We start from the raw sequence: 26,519 nt of genomic DNA, 5'->3' as shown, positions 1-26,519 counted from the left end.
GAAACGTTCAAAACAACTGGTTTTTTACTGCCCAGTTCATACCTACTATCTTGATTAAGGCAAAGTAAGATGAAATCTATGTCGCAAAAAAGTTCAAACTTTAAAATAATCCCTTATATTATTTTGTTTGTAAGTATTTTATTTAGTATCTGTGGACAATTGCTGATGAAAAATGCCATGATTTATACAAATGAGGGAGTATTGAATTGGGAGTTTTTTCAGAAACTATCATTAGCTATTACTGTCTACTGTTTAGGAATAGTAAATTGGATCTTGGCTCTGCGATCTGTAAAATTGAGTATTGCTTATCCCCTAACTAGTTTAAATTATGTCGGGATACTTTTCGGTTCATACTACTTCTTTAATGAGGTGATTACATTAACTCGAATAGGAGGAGTAATCACTATCTTCTTGGGTGTTCTTTTAGTAGTTAATCCCATAAGAAAGTTAAAATTTAAATAATTAATTACTTAAAAAAACAAAAATGAGTATTTTTACCTGGCTAAATTTAATGCTTGTCGTTTTGTTTGGAACAACAGCTCAACTTTCACTCAAGTATGGACTTTACATTTCTAACTCTAATAAAGGAGAAAGCGGATCTATCAAAAATCTCTTATTATCTCGTTATTTTTTGATTTGGTTTATCTGCTATACATTTATGACTATATTGTGGCTTTATGTATTGCGGAAAATTCCTTTAAGTCAAGCCTTTCCAGTTTTAGGATTAATGTATGCATTTGTACCAATTGCCTCTCACTATCTTTTAAAAGAAGAAGTTATGTTTAGCCAGTGGTTAGGAATTTCCGTTATTATAACTGGCGTAATTCTAGTTGTACATTAATAGCTTAATAGGCAAATAATCAGATTATTAATCTTAACAGCTTCTGAACATCATCCTTTAAAACATTTTCACAAAATCTAAATTTAATTTATGAATATAGGTATCGTTGGCGGAGGCATAACTGGGCTAGTATTAGCTCAACGTCTTTCACATCAAGGACATAAAGTCACTGTCTTTGATAGTAACAAGCAGCTTGGTGGACTTACTACCTATCATGATTACGGATTATTTACCTGGGATCGCTTTTATCACGTTATCTTACCTTCTGATACTCACTTAATAAACTTTATCAGAGATATTGGTCTTGGAGATAAACTGCGTTGGCATAGAAGTTTAACAGGCTTTTATGACAATAAAAAGTTTTATTCTATTAGTAACACTATAGAATTCCTACGTTTTCCTTTATTTGGACTTATAGGTAAAATCAGATTAGCTTTTACTCTATTATATGGTTCACGCCTTAATAACTGGCGGCGCTTAGAGAAGATTTTAGTTGAAGATTGGCTATTAAAACTCGGCGGTAAAAACACATACGAAAAGCTCTGGAAACCTTTGCTTTTATCCAAATTAGGAGAAAACTATAAGCGAATATCAGCAGTTTTTATCTGGGCTTATATCAAACGACTATTTTCAGCGCGCGATTCTTCATTAAATAAAGAACAACTTGGTTATGTCTCTGGCGGTTATAAAACTGTTTTTGACCATATAGAAAAATTAATTTACGCGGCTGGAGGTCATATCCACAAAGGTGTTGCAGTTGAATATATTGCACCTCATCCAGGGGGTGGAATGTGGGTAGAATATCAGGGTAAAAAAGAGCATTTTGATAAAGTCATCTTTACTGGCCCAGTTAATATCTTGCAACAGGTTGTTGCCAAGGAACTAGTGAAAGTTTCAGGCACTGGTGAAACAGTAGAATACCTGGGTGTAATCTGCATGGTACTGATTACTCGTAAACCTCTAGTTCCTTATTACGTAGTAAATATTGCCGATAAAAATATTCCTTTTACCGGAGTTATCGGTATGAGCAACTTAGTTTCTTTGCAAGAAACAGCAGGATATCACATCACATTCCTACCAAAATATATACTTTCCACTGACCCTTTGTTAAAACAACCAGATGACGAATTACGTCCAATATTTTTCCAAGGTATACGTTTAATGTTCCCCGAACTCAAAGCAGATGACATTGTAGCAGCACATATTAATCGAGCGATTAAAGTACAGCCACTACAAGTTTTAAATTATTCAAGCCTTGTTCCAAAAGTGAGTACTGAAAACGATGATTTTTTCGTTGTCAATACCTCACAGTTGGTCAATGATAGCGTCAACAACAACGCAGTAGTTCGACAAGTCGATGAATTTCTCAAAAAATCAGCATTACTGAATTCTTGAAATTTGAGCGTTCGCATTTTATTTTAAAAATCACACGAGGTCTTTATGAGTCTTTTTGTTCTTTTACCCGCATATAACGAGCAAGAATCAATTCTACCCTTGTTCAAAAAGTTTCAAAGATTGCAGCAAATCTTTAATATAGAGATAGAACTGATTCTTGTCGATGATGGCAGTAGCGATAAAACTGCTCAGACTGCTTTAGAAGAATCTCAATCATTAGATATATCACTTAAATTAGTCCAACATCCCAAAAATGCTGGTTTAGGTCAAGCAATTAAAACAGGTTTTACGACTTTCTTAGAAATTTCTAAAGAAGGTGATTTTTTAGCGGCGATGGATTGCGACAATACTCAACCACCAGAACTGTTAATAAAAATGTATGACACTATGATAGCTGGTAGCTATGATATTGCGATCGCATCTAGATATCGAAAAGGTTCAAAAGTCATAGGCTTATCAAAATTTAGAGAACTGATGAGTTACGGAGCCAGCTGGCTTTTCAGAATTGCCGCCCGTGTACCAGGCGTAAAAGACTATACTTGTGGCTACAGGCTATATAACCGTACTTTCGTCAGTAAACTGGATATGTATTATGGTGACAGTTTATTCACTGAAAGTGGATTTGCTTGCATGATAGATTTATTGCTGAAAGCCAAAGTACTCAAACCAAAAATTGTAGAAATTCCAATGGTTTTGAGATACGATCAAAAGCCGACTGCTAGCAAAATGAAAATTCTTAAAACTATTACTCGAACATTAAAGCTCTTGTTTAAGAATCTAGCATCAACAGAGCCAACTTCCAATTTAGATCGGATTTTTCATGAGCAAGAAACAGCAAGAATTCCCCTGAAAATGGCAAATCGTAAATAAACCTGATAATAAATAGGTTTTCACTAAGAATTAACTCGATGGGAAAATACTAATTTATCAACGGTGGGATTATAGGGATGAGCAAGGCAGAAATCAAAAAGAAGTTTGTTTAATGAAATTGTTGCTTTTACTAATATATCTGGGTGGATCTTCCTTTCTATAGTTTCAGAAATTATAAGGCAGTCTTAGACTGTCTTATAATTATGTATGAAAAATATTACGTCCAGTATTGCAACTGATTCTCTAAGTATTCTCTTCATTGATTACCAGGGCGCAACTATGCTATAGATAATTTGAATATTTTGCTTCAAACCAAGGAACAGCGACAAGATATTGTAACAAGGCATCAACATCCTTAATAGCTTTAGCGGTAAGCCGAACTTTTCCAGTTGGTGTTTGTGTCCAAGAAAATGCCGGAATTGGAAAACCATGAGCAAAACTGTGTCTGACTTGCAGAATATCGTTTAGCATCTGTCGAGTGACGAGTGCATTCATGCTTCTTTTTGACCAAACCCAATCATTTATAGGGTCATAGCCAGTATATTGAAACAAAAGGTTACGCGAATTATCTGCATTTGGTGTATTAAATTGTTTAAGCGATCGCTCCCTCAAGTGCATTACTTCTAAGATATTTCTTCTTCTCCTGACTTTTATCTAGGCGTAGAAGCTAAAGTCCAAGTGCAGTGAGGAAACCCCTACTGCATAACTGCCAACTGTGGCTTTCACTCATTTGTTAGACTGAACACACCAGGATTTTTCAGTCAAATCTCTGAACTACGCCAGCAGACGAGGCTACCCATGCTTACAAGTACGCTACTTCTCTCGAATCAACTTCCCACTCTCCAATATTCCTCCACACCAGAGCGTTTCGATGAAACGTGGGAAGCCCCCCTGGCTACCCTTCTGGGACTAGGACGCGCCGCTGGTGCTGACTTCATCGAATTATTTTTAGAGCGTCGCAACTATATTAGTTCTCTTGCAGAAGATGACGCTATCACGAGTATTTCACCCAGTCTGTCTACAGGTGCGGGAGTCAGGGTATTTCGCGGCAAAGCTGACTGCTACGTTAGCACCAATGACCTTTCGTTTTCCGGTTTGAAAGCAGCCTTAGAAAAAGGTCTTTCTATCTTGGGATTACAGCTACCCAGTGCTAAGGCTTTCATTCCAGAAATCAATTTAGAATTACTCAGGGATTACGCCACCAAAAGAGGTAAAGATGCATGGCTACCGATGTGTAGCTCCATCCGAGAAATGGGAGAAATCCTCCTAGATGGTACAGCCCACCTGAAGCAAAAAGCTAACCACGTCCAATCGCGCCGTGCTACCTATTTCCGGGATTGGCAAGAAGTTTTAATCGCCGCTAGTGACGGGACTTTTGCGCGTGATATTCGCCTTACCCAGTCAGTAGGATTTAACCTGTTGTGTGCTGATGGTGCTAATCGTACCTCAATTGGCGATCGCGCGGGTAATACTAGTGATGCCAACTTCTTGAGAACTTGGGATTCTCAACAAGCCGCCGATAAAATAGCAGAATCGGCTGGAAAAATGCTTTACGCAGATTACGTGGAATCGGGTACTTATCCCATCATTATGGCCAATCACTTTGGCGGCGTAATCTTCCATGAAGCTTGCGGACACTTGCTAGAAACCACTCAAATAGAACGCAATACCTCTCCCTTTGCTGACAAAAAAGGCGAAAAAATTGCCCACGAAAGTTTGACAGCCTGGGATGAAGGGCGCTCTGAAAATGCCTTCGGGACTATTGACATGGATGACGAAGGTATGCCTGCTCAAAGAACCCTCTTAATTGAAAAAGGCGTTCTGAAAAACTTCTTAGCAGATAGAACAGGTTCCTCACGCACTGGACACCCCAGAACTGGAAGTGGACGCCGCCAAAACTATACCTATGCCGCTGCTAGCCGGATGCGTAATACTTATATTGATTCTGGCGAATATAGCATCGATGAATTATTTGCCTCTGTTGATAAAGGTATTTACTGTAAAAAGATGGGTGGTGGTAGCGTTGGTGCTACAGGTCAATTTAACTTTAGTGTTGATGAAGCCTATTTGATTGAAAATGGCAAAATCACCAAACCGCTAAAGGGAGCAATTCTCATCGGTGAAGCCAAGGAAATTATGAATAAAATTTCCATGTGTTCTCAAGATTTGGAGATTGCACCAGGTTTTTGTGGCTCAGTCAGTGGCAGTATTTACACCACAGTCGGACAACCTCATATTAAGGTTGATTCTATTACCGTCGGTGGACGATAACCTCATTTACTCGTCAACTTCCAGGTTCTACCTGGAAACGCCTTCTTCGTGGCTCTGCCACTTATTTTATCTAGGAGGTATTAAGCCCTCCATTATTACACTCCCAGTCTGAAGCAGGGAGCAAGAAAATCCAAAATCCAAAATTGACTATGCCGAATATCAATGAAATTGCAAATTCTGCCAAGAACAATGCTGATAAGCTTGGCATTAAGAAATTCGACATTTATGGTTCAACAGTCGATGACACTAGCGTGCAAGTAGACCAAGGTGAGCCAAAACAGGTCAAAGCTTCAAACCGCTCTGGCGTTACTGTTCGTGTCTGGAATGAAGATAATACAATGGGTGTCACCAGCACCACAGATGTAGACTCCAAGGGACTAGAATTAGCTTTGAAAACTGCCTACGAAGCCAGTTTCTTTGGTGTTAAAGAAAATGTTCCTGATTTTAGTCCAGAGGCTACTACTCCGATTTCAAGTAAACCTCAGGCTAAAACATCCCAAGCACCTGTTGCTGAACTTATAGAAAAATTGTTGGTAGCTGAAAAAGAATTACTAGCGGCTCATCCAGCAATTAAAGGTGTACCTTATAATGGTTTGTCACAAAGAGATATTGACAGATTTTATCTCAATAGCGACGGCGCAGTGAGAACTGAATCTCACTCTTTGGCATCAGTTTATCTGTATAGCAAAACTGAGGAAGATGGCAAAAAGCCGCGCAGTGCAGGCGCTTTTAGAATCAACCAAAATTTAGATAATCTAGATATTAATGGTTGCATCAAAGAAACCGCCGAGAAAACTATCAGTCACTTGAATTATGAAAAAATCAAAACTGGTAAATATCGAGTTGTTTTCTCTGCGGAAGCTTTCTTAAGTCTGTTGGGCGCTTTTTCTAACTTGTTCAATGCCCAAAGTATTTTAGACAATCAAAGTCTATCTACTCCTGATGATTTAGGTAAGCAAATTGCTTCTCCTTTGATTTCAGTTTTTGATGATGCGTTGCACCCAGCTAACGTTGGTGCGGAAAGTTTTGATGGCGAAGGGACCCCCACTCGTCAAATCTCGCTAATTGAAAATGGCGTTTTAACAAGCTTTCTCCACAGTGCTGGCACTGCTAAAAGGTTAAATGCCCAGCCAACTGGTAATGCTAGTATTGGCGCAAAAGTCAGCGTTAGTCCCAATTTTTATCACGTATTTTCAACAGCAACTCCTGAGCAAGAGTTTAGTTTAGAAACTGCTGAAAATGTGATTTTTATCGATGATTTACAAGCTCTCCATGCTGGAGTTAAATCCTTGCAAGGTTCCTTTTCTTTGCCGTTTGATGGTTGGCTAGTTAACAAGGGAGAAAGAACAAGTATTGAGTCAGCAACTGTTGCTGGCGATTTCTTGGAACTTTTGAAGTCAATTATTTATGTAGAAAAAGAGCCAGAGTTAACGCCAGGTGGGGTTTGCCCGAAAATCTGGGTTAATGAACTATCGATTACCGGCGAATAAAACTTAGGAAGTGATGAGTTAAGAGTTTAACTCTTAACTCATCACTTGGAAATCATGATTCACCATTAGTATTCACCACCAATGCTAATGGCAGTATTAAATACATCAGCACCGCTTAAATCAACACCAGCTAAAACAGCGCCATCTACGTCACTATTATATAAACGGGAATTACTTAAATTCACGTTGGTAAGATTGGCATTATTTAACATCGTATCGCTAACAAATGCTTGTGTGAGATTAGCGGACTTTAAATTAGCTCCAGTTAAATCTGCACCTTCTAAATTAGCACCTTCGAGATTAGCTCCTTTTAAATTTGCATTTCTCAAGTCAACACCGATTAGATGAGCACCCTTGAGGTTAGCTCCTGCTAGATTGCATCCCGAACATTCTCTAGTTTCTAACAAGCGGCGGACAGGGGCGGAATTTTCTGCTTTGACGGGAATGGGAGCAGCTAAGGATAGCGTGCTGAGTAAGGCTGCTGCCGTCAAAAAAATTCGTTTCATAATTTACCTCGGACACTTCTAGAAGTCATTAAATTCTCAACTTCTACGATACCAGTGTGCCAAGATTACAGAATTCTGTCCTCATGCGATCGGAAGAGTAATAAATTCTATGAGATTAGATATTTTTCTGTAACATAGTCCGATGGGAGGAAATTTGCAACTGAAATTATATTAAGCCTTGCCGCTACCTAATAGGTACAAGAGTGCCATCCGAACAGCAACACCGCTGGTAACTTGTGATTGAATCAGACTAAATTCTGGGTCATCCATCAATTCAGAACTAATTTCAACACCACGGTTGACTGGGCCTGGATGCAAAACTTTGACATTAGGTTTACAAAATTGCAGTTTTGTGCATGTAATGCCAAACAGCTGATGATATTCTCGCAAACTTGGCAATAAATGAGCCGTCATCCGTTCCTTTTGCAGGCGCAAAGTCATGACAAAATCGGCATTTTGCAAAGCTGGTTCTAACTGCCAATGTAAAAAAAGTTGGGGATTGGGAGAATAACTCCTGACTTCTGACTCCTGACCCCTACCTTCTACTTCCTCCGAGATAAACTCAGCAAAGAATTTAGGTAAAAGGGTTGGTGGTGCTGCCAGATGCACTTCGGCACCACTGGCAATTAAACTCCAAATATTCGATCGTGCCACGCGAGAATGGAGAATATCCCCAACAATGGCAATCTTTTTCCCCTTTAAAAGTTCCAGTCGGGGACGATCTGGGTCAATAAAAGTAGTTATGGTAAATAAATCTAACAGTGCTTGGGATGGATGCTCGTGTTGACCATCACCAGCATTCAGGACGCTAACTCGTACACCTAGACGATCCATTTCAGCCGCGATCGCATTCGGTACTCCTGCCTCTCGATGGCGAACTACCATGATATCAGTTCCCATAGCCAAATAGGTTTTCGCCGTGTCGAGAATTGTTTCTCCTTTAGTCATAGAAGATGTGGCGGCGGCGAAGTTCAGCGTATCCGCACTTAAGCGTTTGGCTGCGAGTTCAAAACTGCTACGAGTCCGGGTAGACGATTCAAAAAATAAATTCGCCACTACTTGTCCCTGCAAGGTTGGTACTTTCTTCGTCCGCCGTGATAGCACCTCTTGAAAAGAGGCAGCAGTTTGCAAAACTGTATCGTATTCAGCGGCAGTAAAGTCAGCTAGGGAAAGAATGTGATGACGATTCCACGTGGTAGTAGGCATAAATAGCAATTAGTTTCCTGGATAGAGATACGAGCGTAGACGCAAAGCGGCTTGTCGTCAGACATCGCGTCTCTTCAGCTTTTTAATTTATAGATGCACAGGAAATGATATCATCCGTCTTCTATCTAGGACTTACGCAATAACTCTCTGAAACTCTCATTCCTTTGTGTCCTTTTCTGACGAGACGCTGCGCGAATGCGTCTTAACCTGCAGGTTCGCTCTTAGCGTTCTCGTAAGAGTAGCCGCTTCGCGTCTATGCGGTTCGTTTTTTCATTATTTTGCGTAAGTCCTGTATCAAACTAGCTACTTGTTCTTTCTAGCATCAAGGATTTACATAGCGTTTGTCAATTGGATTAGGTATTACAGAAATCACCTTAATTTTTGCCCATCTCCCCCGAAAAAAATCGCTCTTTTGGTAATCCTGCCGCTGTCTGCCCTCTAACTTTCACTGCAACTACTAACCCTGTAGACCAGTTAATTTTTGAAAGCATCAAATCGCTCCTGGATTCTAAGTTTGAAATGAGTTGGCTAGCTTTTGAAGATTGATCCTCAGACCAGATGGCTTGAGGCAACATATCATCAATAACGTATAAGCCACCCAACTTAAGCAAATTGAGCGTATCCTCAAGGCAGCTATATTTTCCTACCCATGCATCAGCGAATATAAAATCAAACTTTTGAGCAGCTATTTTACCTAAAAAAATCGTCGCGTCCTCTGTATGGAAAACCACTCTCTGATCCTGGCCCAAATACTTTTTGGCAACAGCTATCACTTTGTCATCTTGGTCAACTGAGACTAGCTTGGATTCTCGATCCATACCGTTCAAAAGCCAAGCAGCAGACAGACCAGTTCCTGTGCCCAGTTCAAGAAACATACCAGCAGGTTTGCTCGCAGCAAGTGTTCTTAAAAAAGAACCTGTCAGTGAGTCTGAAGCCATACGAAAATTTAGGGCTTCAGATTCTGCCTGAATGTGCTTCAAAACGTTAGGATATTTCAGATTTTCTTGGTCTTTCATACGTCCATTAACTTGGTAAATGGAAAACGTTTAAAGCTAAAGAAATTAGGCTGAGGAACGTTAAAAACCCAATTGTATCTAGCATTGTAGTCACTAACGGCCCACTAACCAAAGCAGGGTCAAGCTTCAGCCGTGTCAAACCCATTGGCAGTAGAGTACCGAGTGTAACGGCCACAATTGTATTAGTTGCCATTACCATTCCGGCAATTAAAGCCACCCATCGCTCTTGGGGTTGTGCCCAAATTAAAGAAAGCAGGATCATCGTTGTAGCTAAAGCAAGAGCTGTACCTAAACCAGCTAGAAGTTCCTTGCGAAGAATTTTTAAGGTATCTTTGGGTGTTACCTCTCCCACTCCCAAGCCGCGAATTGTCACCGTTAATGATTGAATCCCAACAGTACCACCAGTGTTAGAAAAAATCGGCATGATTACTGCTAAAACTGGCACTGCGGCGATTACAGATTGAAAAGGCGCGATCGCACTGGCTGCACCAATATATAGTGCCATGATCCCCAACAGCCAAGGTAAGCGGTTGCGGATGGTGAGTAAGGGAGAGGATAAAGCAGCTTCATCACCACTCACACCTGCGAGTTTTTGGATATCTTCTGTGGCTTCCTCTTCCAAAATATCCATGACATCATCAATGGTGACAATGCCCACCAATCGGTCTTCTCGATCGACTACGGGGATCGCGATTAAGTCGTAACGCTGCATAATTCGCGCCACTTCTTCTTGAGGGGTTTCAGTTCTAACTTTGATGACGCGATCGCTAGCAATATCTTTAATGAAAACATCGGGAAAGGTAAACAGCAACTGGCGCAGTGAAACTACTCTCACCAGCGTCCGGTTGTCATCTGTGACGTATGCATAGTAAATCGACTCCTTATCTTCGTCCTGACGGCGGATTTTGCTCAAGGCTTCGCCTACAGTCAATCCTTGCCGCAACCGGACATATTCGGTTGTCATCACCCGCCCAGCAGTACCTTCTGGATAGCCGAGAATCGTTGCTGTTGCTTGCCTTTGTTCTGGACTCAGTTCTTGCAATAGCCGTTTGATTACCCCAGCAGGTAGTTCATCAAATAATTCTGCCCGTTCGTCAGGGCTCATCTCTTCTACAAGGTGCACCACCTGGACATCATGCAGAGAATTAATTAGTTCTTCCTGTACCTCTGTCGGCAGATATTCAAATACATTAATTGCCTGACCTTTGTTGAGTAAACGGAATGCGATCGCCCGCTGTTGTTCAGGCAATTGTGTAATGTATTCTCCCACATCCACAGGTTGCAAGCGATTTAAATCCCATTTCAACTGGTTTAAATCGGTAGTATCACTTAACAAATCACGAATATCTTCTGTGAGCATAATATATATCTCCTAAGTCTCCCCCGCGCTGGGAGACTTCCTCGCCACAGCTCAGAGGAGGTTGATACTGCCATCTTGTGGACTATGGTCCATAAAATTTCAACAATTCAATATCGATAGCTAAATCAAAGCATTGCTAGTCATCATCCTAACCCGGAATAGCACTCTCCGGTAGATACTGAGAAATTTTTAGATTTTTAGTAGCTTTATGTACATTTTTTAGCTTAATACCCGGATTTTTTGGGGAATTATTCTGCGTTCGTAGTAAGTTTTGCTACTTATATAATCTGTGATAACTGGCGATCGCTAATAAATAACCATACGGATGGCTAAAAAAAGGAGAGTCGTCTCCAAACAAGGGATTAGGAAACTTCTGCGTATTAACAAATGCTTGAGGTTCAGTAATCTAAATTGAAATACTCTTATAGGACTTACGCAAAATATCTCTCAAACTCTGATTTCTCCGTGCCGCGCCAGTTGCTACAAGTCGGGGAACCCGCCCAACGCACTGGCTTCTCTGTGCCTCTGCGGTTCGTTATTCCGTAACTTGTGCGTAAGTCTTATGTTACTTGAGTGTCGTTAACTAATTACTAAATCATAAATAGCTTCTAGCTTGGCAGTTTGCTTGCGAATATCAAAATTTTCGCCAATAAACTCTCGTCCTTTTTTACCCATACTTTTAGCTAAAGCCCGGTCAGACAAGAGAATATCTAATTTTTCCGCCAGAGAGCGATCGTCTTTTTCATCAACTAAAAAGCCAGTTTCTCCATCTAAAATAGCATCAGGGATAGCGCTATGCCAGGTAGAAGCTATTGGTAAACCAGAAGCGGCGGCTTCCAATATTGAAAGCGGTAAACCTTCGCTATCACCGTTCTTTGCTGTTTGACTCGGTAGAGAAAATATTTCTGCATTTCTCATAGTTTTTTGAATTACTTCATAAGGTTTTGCCCCCATAAAATTTACTCTATTACTAATACCAAGCTCATCTGCTAAAGTTTTGAATTTTTCAGTCATTGTGCCATTTCCAATTTGGATAACTGATACATCTGGATGCTTACTGGCAATCTGAGAAAAGGCTTTTAATAGGGTATCAATTCCTTTTTTTTCAGTATGTCTGCCTACACATAAAATATATCTTTCATCTTTTGATTCACTCGCTGGGGCAAACTTTTCTAAATCTATACCACTATTTAGTTTAATAATTTTATCTTCAGGATAACCATATTCAATCATCTTTTTATACAAGAAACTAGAAAAAGCAATAAATTTAGATGCTTTTTGTTTTAATTCTTCTTCATGCAAAAGAAATTGATAAAATGCCGGATTACCTGACAGCCACATAGATAAACGTGAAACTGTAATATCAAAACCGTAAAATGTAACGATGAAAGGAATATTTAATTTTTCTGCCAATCGCATTGCGTAAATACCATCTGGCCCAAAATGTCCGTGAATTAATTTTAGATTTTTTAGTTCAGCCTCTTTTCCAAACATATTTGGTGAAGCTGTAATTAGATGAAATAATTGCTTAATTTTCCATCGATCATTATTACTAACAGCAATACTGTCAAAAGGAATTTCTTCTAATAGTTTACAAGTAAGAAATAATGGTTTATATGTTTGTAAATTATGCGCTTGCTCTCCAATAAAGGTTTCTGATACTCTCGGATAAGCTCGACGATACATCCCAACTGTTTTCATTGTGTTACTCCTTTTAAGATTAATGTTTCTCTTTCCAAAAAATGAATAAGATATTTATTGGGTAAAAAACTTTTAAATTTGTTATACATTTACGCCCTCGGTTCTATGTGCTGCTATGTTGGATAAAATGGTAATTACCTGATTTATTCAGAACAGCAATAACAATAATAACTTTAGTTTTTTAAAGCCAATATTATTCTCAATCAGGGCTTCATCAATTATTTATATTAGTAAGTGAAATAATAATTTTTATTGAAACTATTATTTAGAAAACATCTTAGAGTGTAATAAAGCAAACTAGGATATTTATTATGTAAACAAACCGATTAATTTTTTATGACTTACGCATTAACAAAGAAGCCAAAATAGCAACTATGCTTTTCAAGGCTTATAGCTAGATTTTTGCTAGCCTACACAACTAACAAAATATGGTTTGTAAAAGACTGAATCAAGGTATTTATGTGAATGCACAAAATGATTTATTTGTACAGTGCATAAGCCCTATTTTTTATCAAACTTGATTGGGTTGAGGATAGCCTCCCTTTGTTTACTGCAATTATTTGCTGAATATTTAACATAAACACATCAATTTTAAAACATATTTACATTAAAATTATATTTATTTAATAAATATTTTTGTAAAAAAATGATTTAGTTTATACCAGCATAAGCATAACCTGGGAGTAGTGATTTAGTTTAGACTAGCATAAGCTCATCCTTCGGAGTTAGGCACTCTTGATTTTTTGACATCATCCCGCCACTGACTATTATGTCCGGCTAATTAGTTATAATTCCCGAATCTATGTAGAAAGCCCAAAAATCCCTCACCTCTGCGCTCCTAATGATAAGTCTTTAGCCGGACACGATATGATTTAGTACACCGAATCAATAGTGGATTCCCAAGACCACTTTTGAGAGTTCCTCTTTCTAAGACTCGACTTACTTGGAGGGATTTTTCCACCCACGCAGAGATCGATATTTCTAGAGGCGATTACATTTTTGTATACCCTACGGTACGGAATCTCATCTCAATCTTCCATTCTCCATAGCCCAAGTGCAAGAAACCCACTACTTTAAGGGGTTGAATTGTGCAAGTAGTTCTAAATCAAACCATGAAAACATCTACCAAATTGCTAACTCGCCTGGACTATTACTACATCTATACAAGTAGTATTTGGCATCAAGCAACTTCATGCATAGTCACCTGGACGACGGAGAATTAGAAATGGGTTGGCAGGTTTCACTTCATAGTCGCAGTAAGGTGTTTGAGCTTTAGCGATCGCAACTGAAGCAATCCACTCAGGATGGTTATCTTGCCACAGAGGATGGCGTAAAATCAATATTGTCTGACGCTTCTGATTTTGGTGTACGTAGCCAGTTAGAGTTCCGAACTGAGTGGGTAAGCCGTAACCAAGGCGTTGCAGGGTAGCGGCAATTGGTGCATTCATCCCTTGATATAGTTCACTCCAAGGATTTGGAATACTGCCGTTGGGGGAATTGAGATCAATTGCAGATGAGGCTGATAACACTAATTGCGCCATATCTAAAGCCAGTCGCCAATCTAATAACCCGTGATAAGCAAGGTTTTGATAATCTCGCAAACATAAGTTGCATGATGTATCACAGGCGTTTCCATGTGGCTGATTTATCCACTTGCTGGCAATGCTATTAAGAATATTGGGATTCGCCAAATCCATCAATTTTTTAAATTCTTTTGGTTTTTCCAGAAACCGACAATATCCTGCCCCATTTTCTAGATGATCGCACAAAAAAGCCTGCCCGATCGCAGTTCCATTTTGCTCTAGCGATCGGAACCCAGCTTGCAACTCCATTGCATCCACATCTAATTGGGTGGCGGCTGCTACCCGCAACCAAAAAGCAAAGGAATACCAAGCCGCACGTCCGATAACTGTAGTTGGATCTGCAAAAACACCAGTAGGCCATTCCTCAATATTTACCAACAAAATATCTGTTTTCCGCCGAGATAACAACGCCACCCGATAGGCAGCACCAGAAGTAGTTACTGAGTTATTCTTATCTGAAGAAACGGCATAAGCTCCGGGTTTGGGCTTACCATAAATTAAGGCATTTTGAAAGTCAAATCCGCCATTACCGCCGTTGTCATTCACAGAAATGATGTGGTCATTGAATGCAGAAACGGAAGCGTTAAGGATACGCTGGACATTGCCTACCTCAGCATTTACACTTAAAGATGGTCTGGTTGCGTTTGGTTGCCACTCAAATTGTCCATCAAAGTCTTCTGGTTGTAAGTTGGTAAAAAATCCTTTGGGTTCTCTAGCATCTAGACAACGCAAAGCATCCACCCCGCAGACTGGACAGGTATCTTTTGGCGGTTCCTGACCTCCTGGATGTGGTTTTTTTAACAATTTGTATGGGTAGATAACCGCTTGACAGTTAGCACAAAGTCCTAAAGATTTATTCTCTTGGGTGAGTGCTGGTACAAGTCCTGGTTTAGATTCTATATTCTTACCTTGGGGATATAACTCGACTACACCACAGGCTGTATGCACAGCTTTATCTTTCACCGTTTGGGAACGAGGGGCAAATTGGCTGAGGGCAATATCTAGATTGCGATCGACTACTCCCTCTGTTGGCGGCCATTGGTTGGCGCGTGTGGGAAAGCGGGTATAAAGCGATCGCACCCGCGTCGGAAAGCCAAACATCGGCAATAACCCAGCATTTGCCAGACGTTCACTCAATTTATCCTGGGTGTAAGTATCGTCTTCCACAACTGTTTGAATTTCTGGGATTAAATCATAGCGAAGAAAGCTCAACATTTGAGCATTGCTGGCATTTGGTAAGGCTGTCTGCACTCGCAAGCTATCTAATACAGTGATTATAGCTGGCTCATTCTGGCGATCGCGCAGCCAATCTTGAATATCTGGTTGGTAATTATTCCAATCAGCTACATTCCCAAACTCGCCGTGTACGTTATCGCTACCTCGACTAAAATTTGTCTGTGCAAAGGCTTGCCGCAAGACTTCCTTAATGAGAACACGCCGAAAAATGGGTTTGCTTGTCATATCGACATAAGGCGGCGGTGGCGGGTCGCCTGTGATGCTTTCCGGGCGTTGGAAGTAAAAATCATCGTGGCTTCTACCACGACAGAAGGTTACAGCTAAAGCAACTCCAGCAGAACGTCTACCAGCGCGACCAACTCGCTGTTGATAGTTGAAGCGACGGGGTGGCATATTTGCCATCATCACTGCCAACAGCGCACCGATATCAACACCCGCTTCCATTGTAGTTGTGACACTCAAAAGATCGATACCTTGGACACGGGCAATTTCATCATTGATAAAAATGTCTTGAAACCAGCGTTGGCGCTTAGTCCGTTCATCTCGGTCAGTTTGTCCGGTTAACTCGGCGGCGTTCATGCGGAAAGGCTGACCGGATTTTTCTGAAGACAGATAAGTATAATAATCGAAGTGTCCCGTGGGTGTTCCGGCGGTGAGTTGCTGAGGATTTTTGTTGGTGCTAGTACGGCTATTACATTCAGGACATAAGCCAGCAGCAGGATGTAGATAGAACGCATTGCAGCGATCGCACCGATATCCTTGATTTTTGGCCGACGGTAGCATTAAATAAAGTTTATTTGGATCTAGTGACAAACTACCACTAGCGGCAATTCCAGCTTGGGAGTTGAGTAATTGCTGTTGTATATCTTGAGGTTTTAAACCTGTAGACTCAATGTACTTTTGGGCAAAGCCAGGTAAGTTGTGATCTGTTCCAGGGTAAAAAAACTTAGAATACTGGTGTCGGCGACGGATGCCTAATTGTCTGATGACTGCATCAGTTGCTTGAATTATTTTAGATGGTGTATTTTCTAGCGGTTGATAGCTGACCCACCCTTGCCCAAAACCCTCCATTGTGCGTACCATGTGATCGAACAATGGATTCATTAGTTCAGCAGTGAGCATATCTTCCAGTCGGGTGGCATGGTCAGCCTGAGTTTGTGTAGCTGGAAAAATTCTCGTCACCGAATTATCAGACCAGTTGTAGCATTCAAACCAAGGATACCGTTGCTGACCCTGATTTTGTCCAACTAAGTAATTCAAGGCGCGAAAACTCGATCCGCCGGGACAAATACCACACTCTAATAAAGCATCTCTAACTTTTTGCCGTAATTCCAACAAAGGAATGCGTTCGGGATAGCGTTTGAGTAAACTAAGCCATGCACTACTCGCCTGTTGATTATTAGCGGGTAAACCCATCACCCAGAAAAGCGCCTCTGTAACTAAGGTAGGATTAGCATTAGCAAAGCGATCGCGCCGAGTCATATTATTTGCGGCTTGGGCAACAGCATTATAAAGATTAGCGTTTAAAGTCTGTAATTTCGCAAGACTGGCTGGGTTATTAGCAGCAGTAATCCGCAAAAAGGCGATCAGGTCATCCCAATATTGATAAAAGGACTGAATAAGTAGCAAACGCACCATATCGCGGTAATGGTCAAGTTCCATTCCCGCAGCCAGTTTCGCTGCATCTTGGCGACTATCAGAAAATATTACCAACTTGCGAGAACTACCTAATCCCTGTTGAGACGGTGCTGGCATTTCTCGTAACAATCCACTAGCAATAACTTGACAAGCCTTTTGAAAGCCGGTGCGGTGGATACGTAAAGGAGTTGGGAATTTCTCTCGTCTACCGTAGTCAGCATCACATCGGGGACATTTTGTTGGTAGTGCTGGTTGATCTAAATCGTCTCCTTTTACCTGATACAGCCACCCTGGAATCTCATCAGTTTTTGGTGCTGTGACATTCTGAATGAGTACGCCTGTTTGTTTGTCTAACTTTGCTTTTACCCACTGACGTTTTATTTTATCAACAGTCCATTCTAAAACTTGAGGTTGTGTAGTCCAAGCTGGTGTTTCTCCCGGTAATGGCCAAAATACCCGATAGTTGCCGTAACGTTGATTCATCACAACCAAATCGGGTATACCTTCTAAGTTCGGCTGATCTGGCGTGAGGATATCTACCGTCTGGTTAATTAGCTTGCGAGTACTTTTGTATCCTCCTAAAAAGACATCGCCACAGACTTCGCAGACAATTAAATCGAGAACGCGGGAACCACAACCGCAGCTAAGGCGATGGTTTGCATGGATAGCGCCAATGGTTGGTGGATCGCTTTGTCTTTTCACGTCATCTGGAAAACCTAACCCCCCAGCCCCCTTCCCTACAAGGGAATGGGGAGAATTCAAAGCCTCTCTCCTTGCAGGAGAGAGGTTTGGAGAGAGGTTTTCTAGATTCTGTGAAAAGTCAGGTGGATCGCTTTGTCGCTGAACTCGATCGATTTGGGTACAACTGGGGTTACAGCAAGCCCATAGGCTTTGCAAGTTGTGGAAAAATAAATGTCCGCGCACAGGTTGGGGCGATCGCCCGTTACTCAATTTTGACATCCCCAATGCTAACAGTAGTCCCCGCATCGAGTCGGATACCAAACTACTAGCCGCAGCGTTGGGGAAAAGTTCGTTATCTAAATCTGTTTGATGTTTTTGTTTCTTTGGATCTTTGACTTTCGCCGCCCGAACCGACGGCTGATTAGGTTGGCGAACAACGCGATCGACTTCTTGACAAGCATCGCGCAAAGCTTCACCAGCCCCAACAATCGCTAAAGCCTCACCGAGTTGCTTTTCTTTACTAATTCCAGATTCGGAGTATCCCAACTTGCTAGCTAAGGTAGACATAGCCACACTATTTGCCGTTGGATCTGGCTGTGTCATCGACTGTAATGGATCTGGCTGCACTGACTGGGCAAACTCTGCAAAGGCGCTTTGATATTTAACCAGAGATTTTCTCGCGTTGGCTTTTGGCTGTTGTTGTTGTCCAGAAATGAAAGCAAACTGTTTGTCATCACGTCCAAAAAATTCGCGCAGGAATTTTCTTCCTTCTGGGTTATCTTCCAAACTTGCTGTAGTCGTGACTATCCGCAGCTTTGGCGAATCTGGTGTTAAACCCAACCGAGAAAAAAGCAAGCGTAAAATATAGGCAACTTCTGTCCCCGGAGTGCCACGATAGGCGTGTAATTCGTCAATAATTAAGAAAAATTGCCGTTCTGGATGATTTGGTTCTGCCAACCAGTCACGAGTTATATCAAAAATATCGTTTTCAATGCTCCGCATCATCATAATGTTGAGCATCGAGTAGTTAGTAATTAGAATATCTGGTGGAGTATCTTGCATATCCCAACGCGACCACATTTCCCCACCATCAAGTCGGGGAAAGTAGTAAGGTAAATCGGGATTTAAAGATAAATTCGCCTGAAGTAAATTTTGTTGCTGCTTGGCACAGTCATCTAATTCGTTTCGCAGTCGTTTGATTTTATCAGGTGTTGGTTCACCCGGAATCGGGGTTTGTCCAGTGTAACGCCCAAAGGTGATCCGGTTTGTGCCGCGTTCTTTATCTAGCCAATCGTGGATTTCTGGCGCTTCCAGGGTTTTTCTGAGTCGTCGCAATTGGTCTTCTACCAAGGCGTTGAGGGGATAGAGTATCAAGCCCCGCATGGCTTTGGGGCGATTAACGTGTTTCCATTGAGATACGCGATCGCCTATTCCATCCCACCAGCAATGATTACTCGGTGGAGGCGGACTTGCCTCCCAAGTGCTGGATTCCCATGCTAAATGGGCGAGTAATGGCAATAAAAAGCACTCCGTTTTCCCGGAACCTGTACCAGTGGTAACAACTAAATCTTTTTGGTTGATTAAAACTGACTCTAAACTTTCCCATTGGTGTTGATAAAGTTCTATTCCCCCTTCAAACAGCATTTTTCCCAGTTGTGCCAAATCATGGTATTTTACAGGCAGTTGTTTGGCAGCAGTTTGTAAGTCTCTCCCTGATGAAGGGTAAATCGGAACTGGTTCAATTAAAGGTGGTTGGCTTAAAATACCTGGTTGTTGTAAAAGGCGATCGCGTTCTGCCGCTAAAGAGCGATAACGTAGTGGAAAGGCACTTTTAATATACAGCTGATAAATATGGTTAAGTCGTTGATACGCTCCAACTACGTCATGCACAAATTAATGCCTCTTCATATTTAACATTTAGCTTTTGACTCAATTGATGGGCAACTTCCCCACTCACGTTTTGATACAGCAGCCACTTGCCCTGATATGTTGGTAGTTGTCCAGATGCCAGCACCAAAGCACGTTCATATAGTTCAGGCCAGCGCTGCTTTACTGGTATTGCCAAACACTTTGTAGCAAAATTGTAATGAGCTTGGCAAGATGCACCATGATAATACAAAGCTAGAAAGCGCAAACCATACCAATCGCCTTGATGCCAAGTGTTAGTGTTTTGGTTGTAAAAAAGGGTGTAGCGGAGGTTTCGGTTTTCATCACACATCTGATACATCCCTGTTTCGTGAGGAATACCGCAGATTTCAAAATCATCACCGTCAAAGTGCTTCCATTCCCACCGACTCGGCACAATTCCTGGCATATTCCTGAGATTTTGCTGCCAAGTAGCGATATCAGGTAGAATTTGGGCAAGTCGTGTGGATACTTCACCCGCATTGATGATTGGAAAATTATTTGCGATCGCATCAGGGTTATTCACCACCAGTTGAATGCACGGTGGTGCTTCCCCTCTGGGTTGAGGAGTAATAGATGCTACAATACCATATTCTTCTAATTGTTTTATTAAGCCAATACTGCGTTGACCACACAGTATAAATCCGGTATCATACGAGTTAATTTTTACAATAGCTGAAGGAGCCGCCGACCATCTGGAACCGTCTAGTGAAGATTCAAGATGTCCTAATAAGCGCAACCGTCGTAAGATGCGTTTAGGTTCCTCAAGTTGGAGTGCGTTGCAGCTTTTTTGAAAGGATTCCCAGCTACCATTGCCGAGGGTTGATAACCAGTATAGGAAGCGATCGCTATTTTGGGAAGGTTTCACCCAATCAGCATCAGCATGATTAATAGAGTGTAATTCTGTGAAATCAAACGGGTTGTCAGTACTGATATTTTGTCTCGGTTGATAAGGAATAGGGCTAGTATAATCATAAACATCATGAGCTACACCAACCATAGGTTTTATCTGTTCATAAGTGAAGCCCCGACTATTTTTAATTGGACATTGGAAAAACGATAACTTCAGTAGACTTGCTTGCAATTCTGTAGGCAATTGACCGACTTGGTGACTTTCAATTGCTAGGAAGAAATAAAAAGGCTTTCGAGATTTTATACCCTTTTCTACTCGTAAAATCGGCACTAATTTAGTAAGATTATGACGCTGTACTTGTTCAGAAATTTGCTTGATGAGGTCTTGTGGATTTCCGCGATAAGAAAATCCTGTATACCATCTTTGTACTTGTGGCATGATACACCCTGATGACTCTAAAGAATTTAACAACCTTGCTCAATTACACTGCCAAAAATATGATATGCAGAATTAATTTGCATCACTTCCCGATGCACATATTTTTCTATGTCTAGATAATTCCAATTTACAATCTTGACTAAACGCTGACTCGATTCACCTGCAAAAGTCGCCTCAATTAGGTAATCCCCAGGATGAGCAAAATCAAGCGTTATAAAAGTATTTGTACTTTGTTGACTCTCCAGAATTGTCTGATTATCTGATAATCGAGTTACTTTTAATTCTGCGGTTGAATAAAAACCAAAAATAGTAATTTGTGGGCTATGATTCAGAAGCCAAGCGCCAATTTTTGGTACGCGCAAACCGCTAGAAAAACTGATTGATAATTTGACACTTGGTTGCAAAGCATACTTAAGAGTTTGATTTTTGATAAAGACTCCATCCCAAGCTTGAGAAACAACCATGCACTGCTGAAGTTCTACCCATCCAGAATTATTAAATATCGGTTGAGGTGTACAACTCGACTTTAGTAAATGCTCATCTTGCAAGCGTTGAATATCATTGAGTAATTCTTGTTTGCATAGGAGGATAAACTGAGTACCTAATGATGGGGCTTCCCAAGATGCATAAGCTCCAGAATCAGGATTTTCCGGATCGGGAATTAGTATCCAAAAGTCACGAGAAGGTAAAATTAGGTAATCTAAATTATCTGGAGAAGTAATTTGTCCCTCAAAGATGACTTTTCTTCTCACTGCTGTGCAGAAGTCATTAACCCAAGTACCACTTGTAGATAATTGCCCAAAATGATAGCCAATACGTTCTATTACATCTTCATCAACGCTCAAATAAATTTTTGTACCGTGTGGTGTACCTTTGATAAAATAATCAATTAAAGCCTGATTCCAATCTGTATAATTCGCCATTCGGGTTTAGTGCAAGCGCTCGTTAAATCACCATGATTGGTGATAATTTTTATAATGTAAGTAGGCACTTAAAAATTTAATTGGAAATGATGTTTTATAACACAGGTAATCATTGATGAGGGCTTGCTGTTTGCTTCGCCACTCAATCAAATATTTTATTTCCAACCTAAAAAATATTATAAAGTTATAATAGTCACTAATGCATACGTAATTTAACTGAAACTACTACTCGTCTATCTAGGTTAAATTATCAACAAAAAGAATTCGTTATGCCTTAAAAAGCTGAAAGTGAAAGTATAAAATTTTACTCACATTCATGAAGATTTGAACAAATATCATATTTTCGTTTGCGATCGCGGTCATTTTCTAACCCATGACTAAAAATTAGCTGTATTTCTGACTGTGTTAAACCCGTTTGGCAGAGGGCAAAAAATATATTTTCTTCCTCCTGCCTCCAGCAAGAACTGCCCTCTGCTTTTCTTCGGTAATTTTTAGAGATTTTCTCGTGTCCGTTTTGCTTCTATTAGTTTTTCCAGTTCACCAATTTCATCTATGGTATAAAACTTTGGGTTAGGTTCAGCGTTAATTTTATCCATTAGAGCGTGAAAAGCTTCTGTATCATTACGATTCTCTAATAAATAACGTTTTAACTCTATTTTACTCATTGCTGCAAACTTAGGCTTGGTCATTCGTCGTATCTCCATTTACCATTAGGGTTAATTACAATACCAGTTTCATCACCAGCCAAGATATAGATGTCTCCTCTTCGTTCATCTAATCTGACTATAAAGATAGGTAGTAGAAACGTTGTGAGGTTTTGGCAGAGGATAAAACAAATCAAATTTTGTTTGGGTGTAGGATACCTCATCAAGGTTGACTTACCTTTTTGATTGCCGCATCACACCACATCCTGACAGCTTCTTCCATTGCCTCACTGTGCCCTATTTCTAACTCAAGAGCTAGCTGTTTGAAAATTTTAACTAAATCCTTGGGCAGATAGGCAGCACTTTGGGTGTAATCGCTGTGGGTGCGTTTGTTAATTCGAGTTTCCATGATGAAAAAAGTTAATCTGCTGTTCTGCTAGCATACTAGCTCATATCCCCTAGATTGCACTCTGTAGCACGTAATTCTGACCACACCCAAAAATCTCCCCAATTTTTCACTATTTCGCCAGTGCCACGCCGAAATAAAATCGCTAAAATTCAGTACCCAGAGGCGTATTAACAGGAGATAATAATAAGCTCACACCACCCTTAGCTGTTGTCCCACCAACCTATTACAGAACTTATTCTGGCTTGGTTTAGGTAATTCACTTCACAGTCACAGGGTTGAATTCTGCAAGTAGTTCTGAACCAAACCATGAAAACATCTACCAAATTGCTAGCTCGTCTAGACTATTACTACCAGCAAATCAAAACGATCGTACTGACTCGCCAGAATCCAATTACGGGTTTACTACCCGCAAGCACAGCGATTACAGCCCACGGCGATTATACAGATGCCTGGGTGCGAGACAATGTTTACAGCATTTTGGCAGTTTGGGGTTTAGGACTTGCATACCGCAAGATTGACGACGACGAAGGACGCACCTATGAACTAGAACACAGCGTCATCAAACTGATGCGCGGGTTGCTATTTGCAATGATGCGACAGGCTCATAAAGTAGAGACATTTAAACATACTCAGTCGCTACTAGATGGACTGCACGCCAAATATAATACCGCGACTGGTGACATTGTTGTTGGTGATGACAAATGGGGACATTTGCAACTTGATGCCACATCTATATTTTTGCTGATATTGGCGCAAATGACGGCAGCAGGATTGCAAATAATTTATAGCATTGATGAAGTGAATTTCGTCCAAAATTTAGTTTACTACATTGGACGAGCTTACCGCACACCAGATTACGGCATTTGGGAACGTGGGAATAAAATTAATCGTGGTAGTGCTGAGTTAAATGCCAGTTCTGTAGGCATGGCAAAAGCTGCTTTAGAAGCTATCAATGGACTGGATTTGTTTGGTGTGCGTGGTAGTCAAGCATCGGTAATTCATGTGCTACCAGATGAAATCGCCCGCGCCCGGATTACCTTAGAATCCTTATTACCGAGAGAATCTGGTTCTAAAGAAATTGATGCAGCGCTGTTAAGTATTATTAGTTATCCTGCCTTTGCAGTGGAAGATTTGGAGTTACGCGATCGCACTTTAAACGATATTATCAATAAACTTGCTGGTAAATACGGCTGCAAACGTTTTCTGCGTGACGGACACCAAACCGTTTTAGAAGATCATCACCGCTTGCACTACGAACCGTGGGAACTCAAGCAATTTGAGCATATTGAATGCGAATGGCCGTTATTTTTCACTTATTTAGTTTTAGATGGATTATTTCGCGGCGAACAAGAACAAGTTAAAAAATATCAAAAGCTTTTAGAATCATTACTCATAGAACAAAATGGCTTGCGTTTATTGCCAGAACTTTATTATGTTCCAGCAGAAAACATAGAGGCAGAAAAGTTAGCACCCCAAACGCAGCCACGTTTACCCAATGAAAATATTCCCTTGGTGTGGGCGCAGAGTTTATATTTTCTCGGTGAAATGTTGAGTGAAGGGTTACTAGCGGTTGGTGATATCGACCCTTTGGGAAGACATTTGTGTGTGGGCAAACAGCGCGAGGCATTGGTACAAATTGCCTTGTTAGCAGAAGATGAAGATTTACAAACGAAACTAGAAGTTCACGGAATTGAAGCACAAACGCCTACTCAAGTAGAACCGATTCAAGTGAGAAAAGCTGGAGAATTTTCAGCTATTTATACCCAAATTGGACGTAATAACAAACTTGGTTTAACTGGGCGGCCAGTGCGGCGGCTGCGGAGTTTGACAACATCTAGAATATTTCGGATTAGCGGTGAAACAATTGTGTTTTTGCCTTCATTTTCTGATTCTCAACAGTTTTACTTAACCCTTGATTACCATTTTTTGCTGGATCAAATTAGAAGCGAACTAGCTTACATTCAAAAATATTGGAGCGATTTAGGGCGTCCTACTCTGACTTTAATGTTGACGCATACCATGTTAGAAAGTGGTTCTGAGGCATTACTAGAACTGATGCAAGAACTCAAAGATGGAGTTTGTAACGGTGTACGAGTGAAATTAGGGCGGCTAAATCAGTTAATGCTAACAGCTGGAATCCAAAGAATTGATTTTCTACCCAATGCAGAATTCTCGCAATCACCAGTAAAAAATGCTAGCCCACGTTGCTATTATTTAGCGTATCATCCTGAGAAAAACTGGCGCTTAGGGCATACCCAAGAATTTCAAATGGAGTGTGAAACCAACTTTGGGTTATTACTTTCTCATTTGCGCTCCTCAGAGAATATTTACGAACAAATTGAGTTATTGCAAACTTTAACTCGCTTGCAAGGAATGAAATTTGATACAGGGTACGGTGGGCCAGGATATCCTGTCACTGTAGGCGATTTGCTCGATGAAGTTTACACCAAAGCTGGAGATTTAGGCATTTGGGCAGTAGTGCGTCGGGCTGCGGGGTTACGGCAAATGGTTGATATCAGTTTATCAGATGCAGTCACGAGTATTTTGGTGCGAGGTAAGCAAATTGCTGTGGGTAAAGCTTACAGTGAAGCGTCCTTGATTAGCGTACCCATGTCCCACGATGAAATTGCCGATAAAATTAATCATTTTTGTCGTGAAGATATACGCGATCGCGTCCTCACTCAAGAGATTTTAATCTATGTTGGTATTTTAATTCGCTCAGAACCGGAACTATTCAAGGGACTACTAACCTTGAGAGTCGGCTATCTCATCCTGTTGATAACCAGCGAACTAGCGCGGGAATTACACGTCACTCAAGATGAAGCTTACGATCGCTTAATGCAACTTTCACCCTTTAAAGTGAAAATGCGCTTGCGTCAGGTATTAACTGGATATACTGGCATGAGTAACCTATTACGTCAGCAAGAATCACTCCACGTCAAACAAAAAGAAAGTGATATTGCTTGGGTGGTTTTACCAGGAATCGCCGAAGGGATAGAAGTTCCGCCGGGTGGGTGGCGGCGATTTCGCCAAGCCGAGGGTGCGACAGGGCGCGTACCAAAAGAATTTTTTAAGCAAATTTGGCTATTAATGCAACATTGCAAAGGTCTAGTAATTGGTGATAAACTAGAGCGCCGCAATCGTTTAGATAGTGAAATAATGCTGTCGGAAATGACAGCGGGGGAAAGAAATTTTGCTCTGTTAGTTGAGCATCTGTTGAATAAAATTGAAGCTCCAGAATATCGCCAAGTTAATATTGAAGCATTAATCGAATTAGGAGCGATCGCAGCAAATAATCCCAAGCTGCAAATTGAAGGATATATTGTGTTTGATGTGTTAATCGGTCATGCAGTGCGATTGGCGTGGTTAGAGAATCATAGTCAACGTAGCGATCGCTATGATGAGGATAAGGCGAGTGCGTGGCGATCGTTTTACAATACTTCTCCTAGAGATTGCGCTAGTTATATTTTGAAGGCATTCAGGTTCTTGACGGAGTTTGTGAAAGATTTTTAAACGCAGAGGGGCGCAAAGGGAAGCGCAGAGGAACGCAGAG

Annotated in this window: 19 protein-coding genes; 7 read left to right on the top strand and 12 right to left on the bottom strand. The window is 40.9% G+C overall.

The genetic code is table 11. The annotated features are described in order from the left end of the window. Positions 1 to 69: 69 nt before the first annotated feature. From V7K41_RS25585 to V7K41_RS25570, 4 genes are all read left to right on the top strand, one after another. A complete protein-coding gene (locus V7K41_RS25585) occupies positions 70 to 462 on the top strand; it encodes an EamA family transporter (RefSeq protein WP_334852746.1) in 393 nt (130 codons plus the stop codon). Positions 463 to 484: 22 nt separating this feature from the next. Then, entirely contained in the window at positions 485 to 841 is a 357-nt protein-coding gene (locus tag V7K41_RS25580; RefSeq protein WP_334852745.1) for an EamA family transporter, read from the top strand. A gap of 90 nt (positions 842 to 931) precedes the next feature. Continuing rightward, complete coding sequence (locus V7K41_RS25575) at positions 932 to 2,236, top strand: NAD(P)/FAD-dependent oxidoreductase (protein WP_334852744.1); 1,305 nt, start codon at positions 932 to 934, stop codon at positions 2,234 to 2,236. A gap of 45 nt (positions 2,237 to 2,281) precedes the next feature. Then, positions 2,282 to 3,106 (top strand): glycosyltransferase family 2 protein, encoded by an 825-nt coding sequence (locus V7K41_RS25570; RefSeq protein ID WP_334852743.1) that lies wholly within the window; start codon positions 2,282 to 2,284, stop codon positions 3,104 to 3,106. Between the two features lie 282 nt (positions 3,107 to 3,388). Here V7K41_RS25570 and V7K41_RS25565 read toward each other — a convergent pair whose 3' ends face one another. Beyond that, positions 3,389 to 3,724, bottom strand: coding sequence for a hypothetical protein (locus V7K41_RS25565; protein ID WP_334852742.1), 336 nt, complete (start codon positions 3,722 to 3,724; stop codon positions 3,389 to 3,391). Positions 3,725 to 3,904: 180 nt separating this feature from the next. Here V7K41_RS25565 and V7K41_RS25560 point away from each other — a divergent pair, with 180 nt between their 5' ends. Both V7K41_RS25560 and V7K41_RS25555 read left to right on the top strand, forming a co-directional pair. Beyond that, the gene (locus V7K41_RS25560) at positions 3,905 to 5,377 is read left to right on the top strand and encodes a TldD/PmbA family protein (protein WP_334852740.1); all 1,473 of its coding nucleotides are present in this window, start codon (positions 3,905 to 3,907) and stop codon (positions 5,375 to 5,377) included. A 149-nt stretch (positions 5,378 to 5,526) separates the two neighbouring features. Next, the gene (locus tag V7K41_RS25555; protein WP_334852738.1) at positions 5,527 to 6,867 is read left to right on the top strand and encodes a TldD/PmbA family protein; all 1,341 of its coding nucleotides are present in this window, start codon (positions 5,527 to 5,529) and stop codon (positions 6,865 to 6,867) included. Between the two features lie 65 nt (positions 6,868 to 6,932). On the opposite strand, the gene V7K41_RS25550 is transcribed toward V7K41_RS25555, so the two are convergent. From V7K41_RS25550 to V7K41_RS25505, 11 genes are all read right to left on the bottom strand, one after another. Further along, the gene (locus V7K41_RS25550) at positions 6,933 to 7,373 is read right to left on the bottom strand and encodes a pentapeptide repeat-containing protein (protein ID WP_104907237.1); all 441 of its coding nucleotides are present in this window, start codon (positions 7,371 to 7,373) and stop codon (positions 6,933 to 6,935) included. A 171-nt stretch (positions 7,374 to 7,544) separates the two neighbouring features. Further along, entirely contained in the window at positions 7,545 to 8,579 is a 1,035-nt protein-coding gene (locus V7K41_RS25545) for an aspartate carbamoyltransferase catalytic subunit (protein WP_334852736.1), read from the bottom strand. A gap of 374 nt (positions 8,580 to 8,953) precedes the next feature. Further along, entirely contained in the window at positions 8,954 to 9,595 is a 642-nt protein-coding gene (locus V7K41_RS25540) for an O-methyltransferase (protein WP_334852734.1), read from the bottom strand. 7 nt (positions 9,596 to 9,602) lie between these two features. Next, complete coding sequence (gene mgtE, locus V7K41_RS25535) at positions 9,603 to 10,955, bottom strand: magnesium transporter (RefSeq protein ID WP_334852732.1); 1,353 nt, start codon at positions 10,953 to 10,955, stop codon at positions 9,603 to 9,605. A gap of 579 nt (positions 10,956 to 11,534) precedes the next feature. Continuing rightward, positions 11,535 to 12,656, bottom strand: a complete 1,122-nt coding sequence (locus V7K41_RS25530) for a glycosyltransferase (protein WP_334852730.1) — start codon at positions 12,654 to 12,656, stop codon at positions 11,535 to 11,537. A 1,190-nt stretch (positions 12,657 to 13,846) separates the two neighbouring features. After that, positions 13,847 to 19,684 (bottom strand): DEAD/DEAH box helicase, encoded by a 5,838-nt coding sequence (locus V7K41_RS25525; protein WP_334852728.1) that lies wholly within the window; start codon positions 19,682 to 19,684, stop codon positions 13,847 to 13,849. Further along, the gene (locus tag V7K41_RS25520; RefSeq protein WP_334852726.1) at positions 19,677 to 20,990 is read right to left on the bottom strand and encodes a hypothetical protein; all 1,314 of its coding nucleotides are present in this window, start codon (positions 20,988 to 20,990) and stop codon (positions 19,677 to 19,679) included. Before V7K41_RS25520 ends, V7K41_RS25525 begins: the two co-directional genes overlap by 8 nt. A gap of 26 nt (positions 20,991 to 21,016) precedes the next feature. Further along, complete coding sequence (locus tag V7K41_RS25515) at positions 21,017 to 21,913, bottom strand: hypothetical protein (protein WP_334852724.1); 897 nt, start codon at positions 21,911 to 21,913, stop codon at positions 21,017 to 21,019. Between the two features lie 491 nt (positions 21,914 to 22,404). Beyond that, entirely contained in the window at positions 22,405 to 22,602 is a 198-nt protein-coding gene (locus tag V7K41_RS25510) for a DUF6887 family protein (protein WP_094341389.1), read from the bottom strand. Next, the gene (locus V7K41_RS33010) at positions 22,599 to 22,781 is read right to left on the bottom strand and encodes a DUF6888 family protein (RefSeq protein WP_334921756.1); all 183 of its coding nucleotides are present in this window, start codon (positions 22,779 to 22,781) and stop codon (positions 22,599 to 22,601) included. Before V7K41_RS33010 ends, V7K41_RS25510 begins: the two co-directional genes overlap by 4 nt. Further along, positions 22,781 to 22,966, bottom strand: a complete 186-nt coding sequence (locus tag V7K41_RS25505) for a ribbon-helix-helix protein, CopG family (RefSeq protein ID WP_094328789.1) — start codon at positions 22,964 to 22,966, stop codon at positions 22,781 to 22,783. The genes V7K41_RS33010 and V7K41_RS25505 overlap by 1 nt, the downstream gene beginning before the upstream one ends. Before the next feature lie 306 nt (positions 22,967 to 23,272). Between V7K41_RS25505 and V7K41_RS25500 the strand changes: the two genes are divergently transcribed. Beyond that, positions 23,273 to 26,479, top strand: a complete 3,207-nt coding sequence (locus tag V7K41_RS25500) for a glycoside hydrolase family 15 protein (protein WP_334852722.1) — start codon at positions 23,273 to 23,275, stop codon at positions 26,477 to 26,479. Positions 26,480 to 26,519: the final 40 nt, after the last annotated feature.

The organism is Nostoc sp., from assembly GCF_036917415.1.
Classification (GTDB): domain Bacteria; phylum Cyanobacteriota; class Cyanobacteriia; order Cyanobacteriales; family Nostocaceae; genus Nostoc.
This window is presented reverse-complemented; position numbering and strand designations above follow the sequence as displayed.